The organism is Bradyrhizobium sp. HKCCYLRH3073, from assembly GCF_051167995.1.
In the GTDB taxonomy this organism is placed as follows: domain Bacteria; phylum Pseudomonadota; class Alphaproteobacteria; order Rhizobiales; family Xanthobacteraceae; genus Bradyrhizobium.
The window spans coordinates 76,032-90,633 of record NZ_JBNPUD010000008.1 but is presented as its reverse complement, the minus strand read 5'-3'; the positions used below and the strand labels follow the sequence as shown (position 1 = coordinate 90,633).

The window sequence follows — 14,602 nt, the reverse complement described above, 5'->3', positions numbered from 1 at the left end:
GCTGAGGAGCCGCGTCGTCAGGTCGGAGATGAAGGGTTGAGCGCCGGGGAATGGCGCTCCCTAGGGAAGCGAAAAAAACCAAGAAAATCAGCGGACTAAGAATCCATTTGGGAAAGAACGGCATCGTTGTTCTGCAAAGCCTTTCACGACCGTTACCCAAACGACGCGGCCGAACTCGGACGGCATCAGGCGCAATTTCAATAGATGTCCCTATGGGGGACTCGACTCAAAGTTCTTCATATGTTCTCATTCTGCCATGATCGACCGCCCCGCCAGCTGGCGTATGCCGACACGGAAACAGATGGAGCATATAGCCCGCCGCGTTGGCAGGGAGAGCCTTCCCGTGCGCGGGCTGGCTCCGGGAGACGATTTGCCTGACGAATACTGGCAAGCCCTCCTGGAGGCCGCGGGCGCCGACGGCGGACAAGCCGGCCCCGGCACCTCCGAGCGGCTACTGCGGCTCAGTCAGGTGCCCGGCCACGTGCTGCGGGTTGACTGCCGGCGGTGCGGCCGGATCGTCGAGATTCAAAAGGCCGATGCCCTCCGCCTTTACGGTGCGGAGGCGGTCTGGCGGGGGGTCCGGCAACGCCTCCTGGACGACACCTGCACCCATAGGACTGGGCGCTACGAAGAGGACGGCTGTTGGCCGTCGTTCGACTGACCACGTCCAATGGCGCCTAAACGTCACCCGACGCCGCTCAGTGGAGGCGACCGCAAGGCGCTGCAGAAGGAGCTCGGCCGGGCACGGGCTATGACGACCATCCTCGCCGAGCAGGCCGCCGATGCGCGGGCCGAGGGCGAGGCGCTGATCCGGAAAGCCGACAAGCTTCTCTGCGAAAGCTGGAACGAACGCATGTGGGCCAACGGCGGCCCGGTCGACCCGTCGCCGGCGATCGACCAGGCGATCAGCGGCGGCTACCCGTGGCTGGAGATTGAGTGCTCCCGGTGTAAGGCGCGGCGGGACGTCGACCTGACCACCCTTCATCATCCGCCGACCACTTTCGTCCACGACCTAGCCAGCCGGCTCCGGTGCAGCCGGTGTGCGGCGGCCAATCGCCGGCCGCCGGCGACGCTGTTACAGTTGGCGCAGCGCCCTCGCCAGGCCGCTCCGGAGACCTGACGATGTGCAACCTATACTCGATGACCAAGAACGCCGACGCGATACGGCGGCTTTTTGGGGTGCCGCAGGGGAACGACCGAACCGGCAATCTGCCGTCCATGCCCGGCATCTTTCCCGACTATCCGGCGCCGATCGTCCGCAGCTCGGCCGCCGGCCTCGAGCTCGCAATGGCTCGCTGGGGCATGCCGTCGTCGGCCAAGGCGCTCATGGACGCGACGAAGAAGCGCGCCGAGAAACTCGAGGCCAAGGGCAAGGCCGTCGACTTCAAGGAGCTACTGCGCCTGGAGCCGGACAGCGGGACGACCAACATCAGGAACGTCACCAGCGCGCACTGGAAGCGCTGGCTTAGCCAAGAGAATCGGTGCCTGGTGCCGTTCACCAGCTTTTCCGAGTACGACACCATCGACGGCAAGAAGGTGCCGGTGTGGTTCGCCACGGACGAGACCCGGCCTCTGCTGGCGTTCGCCGGCCTTTGGACGACCTGGACGTCGGTTCGCAAAGCTAAGGAAGGCGAGGTCACGATCGACGTCTACGGCTTCCTCACCTGCGAGCCGAACGCCGAGGTCGCCCCCGTCCATCCGAAGGCGATGCCGGTGATCCTGACTACGGCAGAGGAATACGACGTTTGGATGCGCGCGCCATGGGACGAGGCCAAGGCGCTGCAGCGGCCTCTTCCGGACGGCGCGCTTCGGATCGTTGCTCGCGGCCTCAAGGAGGACACCGGCGGCGGAGCGTAGGCGTTTGTCGACACGCGCACCTAGTACTTGGGCGTGCGGTGCGTACGACAATCATACGGCCCGTCCGATCCGGAGCCCTTGATCTTCGCGTTGTAAAATTGACCCATGGATGGCGCAGCCAAAAATGCCTCGAATGTCGCTGGAGGCATCTCGCAGTATGGGTAGTATACCGACCTCAGCTGCACCACCATGAACTGCTGGGACTTGTCGTAACACGCGCGGTTAACGAGACTGCTCCTTGTGACTTCGGTGCAGGAAAATGGCGCGAGATCTAGCTTGCCGTAGTATTTGACGTCGATGACTTCCGCCATCGCCCAACTAGCGCCGGCCAAAGAAGCTGCGATCAATACGGCGCCCCTGTACATGCAGGACCTCCCACTGTAGACGTCAGGTGCTAGTTCGTCCTCCACGTCGGTGCTCAGCCGGCAACTTAGGCTGGAGTATGCCGCACCGCGATATAGTTTACCGGGGCACCGCCGCGTACTTGTCCGGGATGAGTTCTAGACTGGCGTCGAGTGGTGGCTTGACGTCAAACATCTGAACGCCGTTCTGGAAATGATATACTCGCCGGACGCGGTAAGTCGACGGGTTCTGAGCCGCAACTTCGTACTGGGTGCGCGACAACCAGAATCGAGTCCGCGCGTGCCCGTTTGTGGTTTTAATCTCGAGTAGCCGCTCCTCGCCATGCGGTTCGAAAGATCGCACGTCATAGCCTCGATGATCTTCGCCGCGATCTGCGGGCCAATCCATTTCCTTGGCGAGATCCCGCCGGCCAGCCCGGCAGAGCCGATCAAATTCGAACTTGAACACCATTTCCTCGCCAGCGCGCCCCAGGGAGCGGTTGAGCTCGTCCCTCGCCGCCGGGTCGTATTTCCGGACCAGGCGCTGCAGCACCGGATGACGGTCCTGCATGTCTGAATTCAGGAACGCAGGTGGTGGGACCAAGACAGGCGCTCCCGCAGGCGTAAAACGCGGCGTCACGGAGATCGGGTTAGTGAGAACCTGCGGATGTTGTTCTAACTGGATCTCTACTGCCTCCACTAGGGAATCCTGGTAATTATGCGCGGGCACCAGCCCAGAGACCCAGGCGATCCCAAGCTCGTCCAGGACCGCGGATACGTTCCGAAGTTTCCATTCGATCGATTTCTCGGAGCGGCCCACCTCTGGTGCCAGTCTGCGGTACAAGTCGGCCTTGTTGAGCTTCACGCCGGCGCGCTCCTTCTCGAGAAGCGCGAAGTAGTTTGCGACCACGACGGCAACCTGCTCGGCTGTCCAGTCAGTTACCTTGGATCCTTGCGCCGAGCCTTTGGTATTCACCGATCGCTTCCCGTGCCCACTAGAATCGTACCATGGACCTTTAGATCCGCAATTCACCAAGGCGCCCTTGGCGGCTGTGTTTTTGAGTCGGCCTCAGTGCGATTCGATCTCCTCGATAGAGGTCCGCCCGCACATTCCAGCCTGGCTCCAGGTCAGCATCGCCAGATTCGAATCCCTGATGCTCGCTAGCCGCACGGAACGATGAGGCGGGCGGAAGGATTCGTCCGGGTGGAGTGATTTCTATGCTGACGACGACCGAACGACGAGCTGGAATCCGAAGTCTGCGGGGTTGGGCCATCCATGTCCTCCAAGAAGCCGGCGCTATCCACGAATGCGAGGAGCACGGCTGGGCGAAGGACCGGATGGACCCGCACGCTCACCATCGCGCGGTCGAGATCGCCCGTCAGGATCATCCGGACGACATTACGGCCAACGAAGCCGTCGCAGAGATCCTCAATGTCCTCGGTTCGCTGGGAGACACCTGTCCGGAGTGCCCGCCGGAATAGCGCCACAGAGCTAGCTCCGTGCCCGGTGCAGCGCATCCTGTAGCTTTTCCCGCTCGGCCGCCCAGCGCGCATCCTCGGCTTCAATCCGTTTCTCCAGATCGCGCCGCTCGGTTTCGAGAGCTTCCGAACGGTCCTTATGCTGCCGCTGCGCGAGCTCCAGACCCGCCTGGGCTTTTGCGACCAGCTTCTCGCGTCTGGCCTGCTCCTTCTCCCGCGCCGCCTCTTCCCTGCGCCGTTCGGCCTCGCGCTTCTTCTGCTCGCGCTCGAACTCCGCGGCGGCTTTGCGCGCCCCTTCGACGCTGAGCGCGGGAGCCGTCCTCTTCTTCGCTGCGGGAGGCCGCTTTCTTTTCGCGCTGGCGGACCCGCCGTCTAGGTCAGGCAGGTCGGCATGCTCGGCGAAGCGGCCGCTCGACCCGGCCGGGCGTTTCAGCACCGCGCCTGGCTTCGCCAAGGTTGCGGCGACGATGTCCGGATCGTCGGTCTCCTTGGCCGCTCCCTGATGGAAAAGATTGCTGCCGGCGCCCCACGCTTCGAGCGCGGCCTTCATGGACGGCGCAGCGATCGCGAGATCGTAAAATCCGAGCGAGGTCTGATAGGTTTTCAGCTTACGTGGCACGGGAGTTTACCTGCACGATCATGAGACTTCAGCGTACCATGTGGCGTAAGGCGTGTTCTTCGCCATGTGGCGGTTGAAATCGGGTGAGTCGTCCGTCCACCAGACCGGCCCCCGCTCCCCCAGCGCTCTCTTGGCTTGGTCCACAGCGCGGTGTGCCGCGGCTTCGTCCTTAGGGTCCTCCGCCATCTTGGCCGCTCGAACGGCGCGCCTGGCCGACATCAGCTGGCGCGTCAGATCGGAGCGCTCGGTCTCTCCAAGCCTCGGATCAGCCATTCGCCAAAGGCGCCCGCGGACCACGAAGTAGCGCCCGTCCGGAGTTACGGGATGCTTCAAGCGGATTTCCGTTGACGGCCGGCGGCTGGCTTTTTCGCCGGTGTCTCCTTGGCGGCAGCCTTCTTGCCGGCGATCGGCATCAACATCTCCTTCTGGCCGGCAGCAGCTTTCTTCGGCTTCTTCGCGGGCTTGGCCGCCTCCGAAGGCTGCGCTTGCTGCCCGACCGAGCGGCGCAGCGCCTCCATCAGATCGACCACGTTCTCCCCCTTCGGCCGGTCCTTCGGGCGGATCGTCTTGCCCGCACGCTTCTGGTTGATCAGGTCAACCAGCGCGGTTTCATAGTGGTCCTCGAACTTCTTCGGCGTGAACGTCCCGGCCTTCTGGTTCACGATGTGCCGGGCGAGGTCGAGCATGTCCTTCGTGATCTTCACGTCCTGAATCTCTTCGAAATATTCCTGCTCCGACCGCACCTCATAAGGGTATCGCAGCAGAGTGCCGACCAGGCCCTTGTCCATCGGCTCCAGCGCGATGATGTGCTCGCGGTTCGTGAGGACGATCCGGCCAATCGCGACCTTGTTCATCTCACGGATGGTCTCACGGATCACCGCGAAGGCGTCATGGCCGACCTTGCCATCCGGGCGCAGATAGTAGGGGCGGATCAGGTAGCGCGGGTCGATGTCGGCCCTGTCCACGAACTCGTCGATCTCGATGGTGCGCGTGGACTCCAGGGCGATCTCCTCGAGCTCTTCCTTCGAGACCTCGATGTACTCGCCCTTCTCGAGCTCATAGCCCTTGACGATGTCCTCGTTGGGGACCTCCTCGCCGGTGTCCGCATCGACCTTGACGTACTTGATCCGGTGGCCGGTCGTCCGGTTTAGCTGGTTGAAGCTGATCTTCTCGGACTCGGACGTGGCCGGGTAGAGGGCCACCGGGCAGGTGACGAGCGACAGGCGCAGGAAGCCTTTCCAATTGGCGCGGGGGGCCATGTACGCGGAACTCCGGTTTCAACGGTCCAGATTCAAGACGAATGACAGCGCCGGGTTCCGACATGGCGGCCGATCAAAATCGGCAGATCAGGCGATCCTCTTCGCACTGCCCTGCGAGGCTGGAGGTGGGCCGAAAATGGCCGTGAATCGCCTGACTCTCCGATACCTGGTGGTCATTTGCTTGGGTATGGTGGCGCGTCATGACTGCCGCGCCGCGATTCCACCGACACCATTTTGACGAGGCTGCCGACTTGGCGGCCATGGCAGATGCCCTCGCCCAATCGCCCGATTACCGGGTGCTGCGCAGGCTTGTCCCCCGAGCCCCCTCCCCTGCCGCGGTCGGAGAGGAGGTCAGGACGGCCGTCCTGCTGGACACCGAGACCACCGGCCTCGACCACTCCCGGGACGAGATCATCGAACTCGGCATGCTGTCATTCGACTACACCCGGGAAGGTCGCATCGTCGGCGTCAGGAGCGTCTTCTCCGCCTTCCACGAACCCAGCCGCCCCATCTCCGCCGAGGTGACGGCGCTCACCGGCATCACCGACGAGATGGTCGCCGGACAGCGTATCGATCCGGACGCGGTATCGGCGTTCGTCGCGGGCGCGGCCATCGTCATCGCCCACAACGCGGCCTTCGACCGTCGGTTCGCCGAGCGCTACTGGCCGATTTTCGAGCGTAAGGCCTGGGGCTGCAGCGCGACCGAGGTCGACTGGCGCTCACACGGTTTCGCCGGCGCGCAGCTGGGATATCTTCTGCACGGCGCCGGATTCTTCCACCAGGCCCATCGCGCCGTTGACGACTGCCACGCTCTGCTCGAGGTCCTGGATTTCGTCCTGCCGACGACGGGGGCCCCGGCGTTGGCTGCCCTACTCCAGACGGCGCGCAAGCCGATCATGAGGGTGTGGGCGGAGCAGTCTCCCTTCGGCCTCAAGGATACCCTGAAGAAGCGCGGCTACCGGTGGGCCGACGGCACCGATGGCCGGCCGAAGTCCTGGTACATCGACATCCAGCAATCCGCCATCGAAGCCGAGATCGCCTTTCTCAGAGAGGAGGTCTATCTCTGCGACGTCGAACCCCGGCTGCAGCGCCTGACCGCATTTGAACGCTTTTCGAATCGTGGCTGAGAGGGGCAACCGCCGAACATTCGTCCCGAGAGTGCCGCGCGTCGCCCTTTCCCTCCCTAATGATTTCGTACCGAGTTGACACGTTCTCTAGTCTCCACACCACGTTCCCAGCGCGTCCACGAGACCAGCGTCAGTTCCGTCTCCGACCCAAGCGACATGACCGTCAGGACGGATGAGGACGGCGGACGGGGATGGGACTGTACCGATCACCGGCAGTTCGCACACACTTTCAAAACGTGCATCTATCAGCACGACGCGGCCCCATCGACCAACTGAGAGCGAGCCTGGAGTCCCGAAGTTGACCAGCACCGGTCGGGCTTCGTGCAGGAGCTCGAATATGCGAGCGGGCCCCTGGCCGTCGCCAATGCTAATGTCCAGATCGGGCATGCGGCGACCAAGCAGAGGATGAGTCCCCTCGTCACCATATCGGATGTCGAGGCCCGACATTGTCGCGGTGTACCATTTCCTTGGTTCATCCATCTGCATGACTTTGGCCATAAGCCCGCGGAGCGCGGTCGTGCGATCATCGCTTCGGTTCAGTGCGGTAAGCGCCAGCGTCTGCTCGAGCAGCGCCGCCCCGACGGGGTGCCGCTCCTCGTGATAGGTGGCCAGGAGGGCATCGGATGATATCCCCTTCACCACCTGCGCAAGCTTCCATCCGAGGTTGACGGCGTCTTGCATGCCAACGTTCAAGCCCTGCCCTCCCACGGGCGAGTGGACATGTGCGGCATCCCCTGCCAGCAGGACGCGTCCCTTTCGATAGGTCTCTGCCTGCCGCGCCGCATCGGTAAACCGGGACACCCACGTGACGTCATTGAGCCCTAGATCCGATCCATAGCCAGCCGCGAGCGCAATCTTGAGAGCCTCCTCGTCCGGGCTTTCACCCCGCTCCAGCTGTGTTTCTGTTGCGACGCCGCGCACGCGGGGGCCATCATCGAACCGCCCAAGTGCATATAAGCCGCGCTCGCCATACCTGATACCGAGAGGCGGATCGACCATGGCGGCCTCGAAGATGAGATAACTTGTCTGGGGATCCGATCCGGGAAATCGGATGCCGGCCGTCTTCCGCACGCGGCTACGTCCACCATCACAACCGACCAGGTAGCTGCAGCGGAGCGCTCGCCCGTCGGCCATTTTGATTTCTACGTATTCTCCGCCATCGACGAAGGTCCGCAATTCGCAGCCGCGGTAAACCGTCACGGCAAGCTCGGAGATCCAGTCGGCGAGCCCGCGCTCAATTTTCTCTTGCCAAAGACCGAGCGTGTAATTGTGGCGGGTCGGACGATCGCTGGCATCGACGATCATGCCGGCGACCGCCACCGCGTAGTGTTTCTTCCCTTGCGCGAGGAACCTGTCCGCAATGCCTCGCTGATCCAGAATCTCTATGGCGCGCGGGTGCAGGCCGCTGGCTCGGGAACCCTCGACATCTTGATTGAGTCGCCGTTCGATAATCGCAACATCCACCCCCGCCAGAGCCAACTCACCTGCCAGCATCATCCCGGTCGGCCCGGCGCCGGCGATGATCACTTCGTGTCCTTGTATCGACATTGCCACCTCAGAATAGACAGTGGCTGGTTCTACGGTGTGTCGGGGGACTTGAAGCAATCGGCTTGAAGGCCATATCTATGAATTGGAAGGGTAGTATGCGGCCTCGCGCCGCGCTTCCAAACACCGGTTCGTTTCGGAGCTTTGCGCTTTCCGTCCTGACATCGACGGAACCCCGCCGCGAACTGTGCCGGAGCAATAGTCCCACCAGCCAGGCCTGCCGCGACTGATCTGATTGGCCCTCAGGCTGACCGGGAGAAATTCTCGACCGAAGCGGAGGCGATGGTGGATCGCGGCCGATCAGGCAACAGACGAGACTGGCGCACGCGCCTTATCCAGCCAGAGGTTGAGCCGCCGAGTGACTTTGTCTCATTGGCGCCCGCCGTTCACCGGGGATCGACTGTGGTGTTCGAGCGCCTGGCGGACGTCCGGGACGATTGGCGATCTGGTCGATACACCTACGGCCTTTACGGAACGCCGACCGTGCTCGAACTCGGCCTGCGGATCGCCGACCTCGAAGGCGCGCGGCATAGTTTTGTCGTCCCGGGCGGACAGGCGGCTCTCGTCCTTGTCTACCTCGCGTTCTGCACCGCTGGATCGCATGTTCTCGTGCCCGAGAGCGCTTATGGTCCGAACAAGGAGTTAGGCCCCGGGCTCCTGCAAGGTTTGGGCATCTCCGTCGAAACCTATCCACCGATGATCGGCGGCGACCTGGCGCATCTGATCCGGCCTGAAACTCGCCTTGTCTGGTGCGAGAGCCCTGGCTCGATCACGATGGAGGTCCAGGACGTGCCGGCCATTGTGGCGGCTGCTCGCGCACATGGCGTGCCCGTTGCGCTCGACAATACTTACGCCGCAGGCATACTGTTCGACGCCTTCGCCGCCGGCGTGGACGTGTCGGTCCAGGCACTGACTAAATATGTCGGCGGCCATAGCGACCTGTTGCTCGGGACGGTCTCCGTTCGGGACGAGGCAACCTACGAACGGGTAGGTTCGGTGAACCGGCTGCTCGGGCTTGCGGTGTCCCCTGACGACTGCGCCTTGGCGTTGCGCGGACTTGAAACACTGGCTGTCCGCCTCGATGCCCTCGAGCGCTCCACCCTAATTATCGCTCAGTGGCTGAAGGAACGGCCGGAAGTCGCCCTGGTTCTCCATCCGGCTTTTCCAGACTGCCCGGGGCATGAGATATGGAGAAACCAATTTACCGGCTCCGCGAGCGTGTTCTCGATCGTGTTCGCAGAGGATTGGCATGCGAGGCGCGTTGCCGGATTCGTCGACGCCCTTCGGCTCTTTCGTATTGGGTACAGTTGGGGCGGAACGACCAGTCTCGTCATGGCTTACCCGGAAGACGGTTCGAATTCGAGATCCTATGGAGCACGCTTGGTCCGCCTGAATATCGGGTTGGAGCAGACCCAAGATCTAATCAACGATCTCAGACAGGCGCTCGCGAACTGAGCGCGACCTAGTGAGCGCTCGATCATCGTCGCAGCTAGCGCCGTTGCTCGACTGAGCTTCGCGTTCGGTCCTGTCTTTCAAGCTACTGAATGAGAACACTCGCTCGCATACGCTTGGGTTCGCTATGCTACGATGAGTGCCATGAAGAGCACTGATCTGGCAGGCAAACACCGCAAACGCGGCACGCGCTGCGACCGACCGGCACCGTTGAACACAAGCTATGTCAATAGCTTGCTGATCAACCGGCGAGCCGCTTTTATCTTGCCGCTTTAATCGGCCGGGTGTTCTGCCTCTCTGCCACGATCGTCTTCGTCGCTTTCGCCATCGGTGCTCTCCATCTTCATCGTCAAAAACACGTCTGCAGCGCAGCCTGATCTGCAGCTCGTTGACAGCGAGGAGTCCCAGTGCGCCGTGCAGCTTTCCGCGCTCAGCGACGGCGTGGCGCGGCTGCACGATGGCAGCAGCATAGCCGTTGCGGCGCAATTTTCCATCGGTCTGACGGAGCCACGTCACAGGCAATTTCGCGCGATCGCGCCGTCCCTTCGGACACCGCCTCGCAGGCAAGATAGCGTGCGTTCCGTCGTCTTGGATCTGCACCGGTCCTCATCCGCTGACAGCGGAGCTCCATCACTTCGCGCGTCGTCCGCGACGCCTGTTCGTTGCTGCCGGGCTGTTGCTATGGTTCATGCCAGCGCTCCCAGCAGCCTGCGGTCCTTGCGCTTGGCATGGGCGGCCGCGTCGGCGGTGCTGACGGCCTGATCGCCACAATACGCCGTGCCGTCGCACCACATCGCGTGCATGATCACCGCAAGTTTGCGCGCCACCGCGACCACCGCCTTGCGGTGTCCAGACCGCTTGGCAACCGCCAGTCCCCAGGTCTTCACCTTGTCGCGACGCTTGAAGCGCGTCAGCAGCGCGCTCGCCGCCTCTTAGAGCGCGCGCCGCACATCGGCGTCGCCCGCCTTGCTGATCGGCCCCTGCACATCGATCGAGGTGCCCGACTGCCAGCGCCGCGACGTCAGGCCAAAATACGCCGCGACATCGCGTGACCGCCGAAAGCGCGATGGATCGTCGATCGCCGTCATGAAGCTCAGCGCGGCGATCGGCCCGACGCCTGGAATCTGCATGAAGCGCCGGCACAGCTCGTGTCCGGCGACCAGCTTGACGACCAGGCCGTGCAGCCGACAGTACTCCTTCCACAGCGCCGCGCGTGCGTTCAGCATGGCATCGATCAGCTCGCTGATCAGCGCGTCGCCGGCCACCGCGTCGCGCACGGTCTGCGCAAAGGCGCCGCGGCCGATGCGGTTGAGCCGGATGCCGAACGCCTTCAAGGAGTGCCGGATCGCGTTCTCGAGATCGAGGAATTTGCGCTTGAGATTGCGGCGATGCGTCAGCAGCAGTCGCAGCCGATAGCACGGCGCGGTCTTGATGTGCGCGCGCCGGAACCAGCCAGTGCGCATGATGTGCGCGATACCGAGCGCGTCCGCACGGTCGGTCTTGTTGCGCTGCGCATGCAGCGCGGCGCGCACGTGCTGGGTCTCCAGACAGATCGCCGGCAGGCCGAGACGGAGCAATTCTGGGTGCAGCCACGGCGACAGCGCGCCGGCCTCGTGGCCGACCCGCCGCAGCCGCCCAAGATACGGCGACAGTGCGCCCTTGATCGCGCCCGGGTCGGTCATCACAGCGACCTCCAGCAGCACTTCGCCCTTGTCATCGACCACACAAATCGCGGTCTGATCCATGCCGACATCCAGTCCGCAGAAGAACTCCATGGCGCGCCTCCTGTGTTGGGAGAGCGCTCATTCTGCACAGCCGCCGCTGCCGCGTCAGCAGACGGACGGTCAGGCCGATTACGGACGGCAGCTTTAATCGGCCGGAGATAAGCGTCCGGACCTTGCACGTCTTTTCGGTAGTACATTGTCGCTCCATTTCGGGTTCTCTGCCGCTGTGGAGAATCTCCGGTGGGATCCAAACATTTCGAGAACAAGGCCCGCCGCGAATGGTGGTCGCTGCACATCGAAGCATGGCGTCGAAGCGCTCTCGGGATACGCAAATACTGCCAGCAACAACGTCTGACCGAGAACACATTCCGGCGTTGGCTGAAGCGGCTGGCCGCCGAAGAGGCTGCGCTCAAGCTCGAGAAACAACAGACGGAATTGCGCCGCGAGCGCGCCCGGGAGGAGCGGCAACAAGCCCTCCGAAAGCAGAAGCGATGCAGAATCACGGTCACCTCGGATGTACGCAATCGGGCGTCCCAAGCGTTCTGGGCGATGCATGTCGAGGCGCTGAACTGGAGCGGAATGGGTCTCCGCTCCTATGCCGTCGCAATGCAGCTGTCGCCGCACTCGCTGCGCAAATGGCGTGACCGGCTGGACGCTGGCGAGGTCACGATCGACTGGCGCGCCCATCTTCATCCCTCCGCCCGCCCCGCCGTGGCGGCATGGAAGTGCAGCATCAGGTGCGGCTGCCGCTTCCCCGCGGTCATTACGATGTCGATGTGTTTGCCGAAGAGACGATCGAGGGGATCACGTATCGCATTCTGTGCGAGTCCAAGAACTGGCGCACGAAAGCGCCGCAGGAAAAGGTACATGCCTTCCGCACCATCATGCAGGAGACGGGCGCCAATCGCGGCTACATCATATCGCGCACGGGATTCCAGGCCGGCGCGATCGAGGCCGCGCAGGCCACCAATATCGAACTTGTGACCTACGCGCAGTTTCAGGAAATGTACTTCGCCAAATGGATCGCGCGGCGCTGCCGCGCCATCGAAGATGCGATCGGTAATTTCAACGTCTACTACGAGCCGCTTGGCCGTCCCGGCTATCATTTACTGCAGAGCGACGAGGAACGCGCTGCCTACGACGCTGTCTGGAACCGGTACTGCTTCGCCGGCGTCATGCTACTGCCGTTCTCGCCGTATCTGCGCATCGCCGGCCGGGACGTTCCGTTTCCGCCATTGCCATTCGACGTAAGCGAGCTCGATGCAAACGGCTTTACTGTGCCGGACGAAGTCAGAAACGCACGCGGCTATCGCGAGCTGCTGGCCTTGCTTGAGCACTATGCCCGCATCGGCCTCGCGGAGCTTCGCGAGGTGAACCCGCTGACGCGCGGCCAGCCTGCTGACGCCATCGTCGAGGAGCTCGATGCGCCGATGCCCCCTGCCCGCTGAATTGTCGTAATCTATATTATCACTTTTCTGTATTATCCTCATGCATCAGAGAGTTATGTGACTCACTCGCTGCGTTGCTTAGCCATGCAAATCTACAGTTGAAGATTTGCACGATACCGCCTTGCCGCTTATCATTACGCGCGCTGAGGCCCTGAGAAGCCGGATATTCACGTAACGTCAAATACTTGCGGCGGCGCGCATGCCCTGCAGCGTCTCGCGAAAAAAATAATGCAGCCGGGTGGTTTCGGCGGACCCGGCTCGGGGGATTAGCGGCATGCAAGGAGACCGGCCAGCGGCGGCCTCCATAACCACTGTTGCGCCAAGCGAGGCGGTCGATGCCAAGAGCACTGAACAAGATGACCAAGGGAGGTGCTGGCTATCAGCGACCCCCTGAAATTACGGCCGGTATCGATGCCGCCCTGAAGCAGGATCTGAACGAACAGTTCCGGCGGGCTAACATCGGCGATCCCGCCGATCCCGACTACATGCCGAGCGAATGCCTGCTTCATCTGGTGCGCGAGGCGCGCCTCACCGGCGATAAGCGCGCCGTCGACAGGCTTCTGCCAGCCCTGCTGACGCGATGCGAGCGGAGGCTGAAACGGACGATCCCGGATAGCTGGCCGGATGCGCAGGGACTCCGGGATGAAGTGCTCCAGACCTTCTGTGAGTTGCTCGCCCGCGTCGGCACCAATCATGATGCGACCGCGCTCGACATCTTCGAATGCAAGTTCAACAAGGGTCTCGCTACCCTTCGCTACCGGCGACTGAGGAGAGAGAACAACCGCGGCAAGCTATTCCGCGACATTGGCCGCGAAGTCGACGACGACGGCCAGCCTGTCGATCCGAACGACACACTTGGCCGCCTGTCGCGCGCAGCGCAGACTCCGGCCGGACAAGAAGACTTTGTCTACCTCGCCGAGATGCTCGAGGCGATCAAGGAGCTGCCGGCCGCGCAGCGCAAGGCTGTCGAGCTCTGCTGCCTGCAGGGCTACGCGCCAGGATCGGAAGATCCGAACGAGATTACAGCCGCGACGATTTGCGGCGTCTCCAGCACCGCCATCCGCAAAAATCTGCGCAAGGCGGCGGAAAAACTTAAGAACCGATGAGGAGCGTTGCTATGACCACCACACCCGCAATGCCACTGGACGACGTGTTGCACGCGTTCGCCATGGCGAAGGCGGTCCCCGATGCGGAGACGCTGGAAGAGTTCACGCGTAATTATCCGGCCTATGCCGATGCGTTGACGGAATTCGCCGTCGAATTGCTGCTCGACGACGCGCTTGCGGACGAGGTTACGGAAGCCGACGGCAGCGAAAGCGTGTCGCCCGCCGTCTCCCGCGCGATCAGCTACTTTCAGAACGCTGTTTATGAGGTCGAAAAGAACTCCGCGGCGCCGCTTCATTCCGTTCCGCAGGCCAGGAACCTGTTCGCGGACATGGATCGCGCACGGTTTCGATCGGTCGCCGGCAGCTTGCATGCGAACAACACGTTCATGATCAAGCTGCGCGACCGGATGATAGAGCCGGACTCGCTGATATCACGCACCGGCTTTTGCCGGAAGGTCGCCGAGGAAACCGGCGAACCAGTTGATCTGGTCATCGCCCATTTCAAGGGCGCGCAAGTTTTGGCGCGCGGCCAGCACTTCAAATCCGATCAAAAGCCCTCTCTCTCCAAGCGGGAAACCTTCGAAGATGCTGTCCGCAATTCTGGCCTGACGCCCGAACAGCAAGCCTATCTTCTTGGACTCTGAT

General features: G+C 62.7%; 15 protein-coding genes and 2 pseudogenes. 10 read left to right on the top strand and 7 right to left on the bottom strand.

Going from position 1 to position 14,602, the window contains the following annotated elements:
• Nucleotides 1-370: 370 nt before the first annotated feature.
• From ACQR1X_RS19660 to ACQR1X_RS19650, 3 genes are read left to right on the top strand one after another with little or no spacing between them, the layout of a single operon-like run.
• Nucleotides 371-661 (top strand): hypothetical protein, encoded by a 291-nt coding sequence (locus ACQR1X_RS19660; protein ID WP_434899418.1) that lies wholly within the window; start codon nt 371-373, stop codon nt 659-661.
• A 9-nt stretch (nt 662-670) separates the two neighbouring features.
• Entirely contained in the window at nt 671-1,120 is a 450-nt protein-coding gene (locus ACQR1X_RS19655) for a hypothetical protein (RefSeq protein ID WP_316175083.1), read from the top strand.
• Between the two features lie 2 nt (nt 1,121-1,122).
• The gene (locus ACQR1X_RS19650) at nt 1,123-1,857 is read left to right on the top strand and encodes an SOS response-associated peptidase (protein WP_316237009.1); all 735 of its coding nucleotides are present in this window, start codon (nt 1,123-1,125) and stop codon (nt 1,855-1,857) included.
• Nucleotides 1,858-1,877: 20 nt separating this feature from the next.
• On the opposite strand, the gene ACQR1X_RS19645 is transcribed toward ACQR1X_RS19650, so the two are convergent.
• Both ACQR1X_RS19645 and ACQR1X_RS19640 read right to left on the bottom strand, forming a co-directional pair.
• Nucleotides 1,878-2,168: a KTSC domain-containing protein gene (locus tag ACQR1X_RS19645; protein WP_434899488.1), complete on the bottom strand. Its 291-nt coding sequence runs from the start codon at nt 2,166-2,168 to the stop codon at nt 1,878-1,880.
• Nucleotides 2,169-2,319: 151 nt separating this feature from the next.
• A complete protein-coding gene (locus ACQR1X_RS19640; RefSeq protein WP_434899417.1) occupies nt 2,320-3,174 on the bottom strand; it encodes a DUF3883 domain-containing protein in 855 nt (284 codons plus the stop codon).
• A gap of 242 nt (nt 3,175-3,416) precedes the next feature.
• Here ACQR1X_RS19640 and ACQR1X_RS19635 point away from each other — a divergent pair, with 242 nt between their 5' ends.
• A complete protein-coding gene (locus ACQR1X_RS19635) occupies nt 3,417-3,680 on the top strand; it encodes a hypothetical protein (RefSeq protein ID WP_315753992.1) in 264 nt (87 codons plus the stop codon).
• Nucleotides 3,681-3,690: 10 nt separating this feature from the next.
• Here ACQR1X_RS19635 and ACQR1X_RS19630 read toward each other — a convergent pair whose 3' ends face one another.
• From ACQR1X_RS19630 to ACQR1X_RS19620, 3 genes are read right to left on the bottom strand one after another with little or no spacing between them, the layout of a single operon-like run.
• Complete coding sequence (locus ACQR1X_RS19630; RefSeq protein ID WP_434899416.1) at nt 3,691-4,296, bottom strand: cell envelope biogenesis protein TolA; 606 nt, start codon at nt 4,294-4,296, stop codon at nt 3,691-3,693.
• An 18-nt stretch (nt 4,297-4,314) separates the two neighbouring features.
• Entirely contained in the window at nt 4,315-4,629 is a 315-nt protein-coding gene (locus ACQR1X_RS19625) for a hypothetical protein (RefSeq protein ID WP_434899415.1), read from the bottom strand.
• On the bottom strand, nt 4,626-5,555 hold the full coding sequence (locus tag ACQR1X_RS19620; protein ID WP_434899414.1) for a Ku protein: 930 nt from the start codon (nt 5,553-5,555) through the stop codon (nt 4,626-4,628). The genes ACQR1X_RS19625 and ACQR1X_RS19620 overlap by 4 nt, the downstream gene beginning before the upstream one ends.
• Before the next feature lie 200 nt (nt 5,556-5,755).
• Between ACQR1X_RS19620 and ACQR1X_RS19615 the strand changes: the two genes are divergently transcribed.
• Nucleotides 5,756-6,682 (top strand): 3'-5' exonuclease, encoded by a 927-nt coding sequence (locus ACQR1X_RS19615; RefSeq protein WP_434899413.1) that lies wholly within the window; start codon nt 5,756-5,758, stop codon nt 6,680-6,682.
• 87 nt (nt 6,683-6,769) lie between these two features.
• Here the strand turns inward: ACQR1X_RS19615 and ACQR1X_RS19610 are convergent, their stop codons facing one another.
• Nucleotides 6,770-8,230: an FAD-dependent monooxygenase gene (locus ACQR1X_RS19610; RefSeq protein WP_434899412.1), complete on the bottom strand. Its 1,461-nt coding sequence runs from the start codon at nt 8,228-8,230 to the stop codon at nt 6,770-6,772.
• 279 nt (nt 8,231-8,509) lie between these two features.
• Here ACQR1X_RS19610 and ACQR1X_RS19605 point away from each other — a divergent pair, with 279 nt between their 5' ends.
• Nucleotides 8,510-9,682: a cystathionine beta-lyase gene (locus tag ACQR1X_RS19605; RefSeq protein WP_434899411.1), complete on the top strand. Its 1,173-nt coding sequence runs from the start codon at nt 8,510-8,512 to the stop codon at nt 9,680-9,682.
• Nucleotides 9,683-10,365: 683 nt separating this feature from the next.
• Here the strand turns inward: ACQR1X_RS19605 and ACQR1X_RS19600 are convergent.
• Nucleotides 10,366-11,454 (bottom strand): annotated as a pseudogene (locus tag ACQR1X_RS19600) (IS110 family transposase).
• Nucleotides 11,455-11,643: 189 nt separating this feature from the next.
• Between ACQR1X_RS19600 and tnpA the strand changes: the two are divergent.
• The 4 genes and pseudogenes from tnpA to ACQR1X_RS19580 form a co-directional block, all read left to right on the top strand.
• A pseudogene (gene tnpA, locus ACQR1X_RS19595) lies at nt 11,644-11,808 on the top strand (IS66 family insertion sequence element accessory protein TnpA); the annotation flags it as partial.
• A 314-nt stretch (nt 11,809-12,122) separates the two neighbouring features.
• The gene (locus ACQR1X_RS19590) at nt 12,123-12,851 is read left to right on the top strand and encodes a restriction endonuclease (protein ID WP_434899410.1); all 729 of its coding nucleotides are present in this window, start codon (nt 12,123-12,125) and stop codon (nt 12,849-12,851) included.
• A 335-nt stretch (nt 12,852-13,186) separates the two neighbouring features.
• Nucleotides 13,187-13,957, top strand: coding sequence for an RNA polymerase sigma factor (locus ACQR1X_RS19585; RefSeq protein WP_316237023.1), 771 nt, complete (start codon nt 13,187-13,189; stop codon nt 13,955-13,957).
• A gap of 11 nt (nt 13,958-13,968) precedes the next feature.
• On the top strand, nt 13,969-14,601 hold the full coding sequence (locus tag ACQR1X_RS19580) for a hypothetical protein (RefSeq protein WP_172133944.1): 633 nt from the start codon (nt 13,969-13,971) through the stop codon (nt 14,599-14,601).
• Nucleotide 14,602: the final 1 nt, after the last annotated feature.

Excerpts from the sequence above, each read along its gene's own strand:
- ACQR1X_RS19655 (WP_316175083.1), top strand. The coding sequence starts at position 671 with ATGGCGCCTAAACGTCACCCGACGCCGCTCAGTGGAGGCGACCGCAAG.
- ACQR1X_RS19650 (WP_316237009.1), top strand. The coding sequence starts at position 1,123 with ATGTGCAACCTATACTCGATGACCAAGAACGCCGACGCGATACGGCGG.
- ACQR1X_RS19645 (WP_434899488.1), bottom strand. The coding sequence starts at position 2,168 with ATGGCGGAAGTCATCGACGTCAAATACTACGGCAAGCTAGATCTCGCG.
- ACQR1X_RS19635 (WP_315753992.1), top strand. The coding sequence starts at position 3,417 with ATGCTGACGACGACCGAACGACGAGCTGGAATCCGAAGTCTGCGGGGT.
- ACQR1X_RS19620 (WP_434899414.1), bottom strand. The coding sequence starts at position 5,555 with ATGGCCCCCCGCGCCAATTGGAAAGGCTTCCTGCGCCTGTCGCTCGTC.
- ACQR1X_RS19615 (WP_434899413.1), top strand. The coding sequence starts at position 5,756 with ATGACTGCCGCGCCGCGATTCCACCGACACCATTTTGACGAGGCTGCC.
- ACQR1X_RS19610 (WP_434899412.1), bottom strand. The coding sequence starts at position 8,230 with ATGTCGATACAAGGACACGAAGTGATCATCGCCGGCGCCGGGCCGACC.
- ACQR1X_RS19605 (WP_434899411.1), top strand. The coding sequence starts at position 8,510 with ATGGTGGATCGCGGCCGATCAGGCAACAGACGAGACTGGCGCACGCGC.
- ACQR1X_RS19590 (WP_434899410.1), top strand. The coding sequence starts at position 12,123 with ATGGAAGTGCAGCATCAGGTGCGGCTGCCGCTTCCCCGCGGTCATTAC.
- ACQR1X_RS19585 (WP_316237023.1), top strand. The coding sequence starts at position 13,187 with ATGCCAAGAGCACTGAACAAGATGACCAAGGGAGGTGCTGGCTATCAG.
- ACQR1X_RS19580 (WP_172133944.1), top strand. The coding sequence starts at position 13,969 with ATGACCACCACACCCGCAATGCCACTGGACGACGTGTTGCACGCGTTC.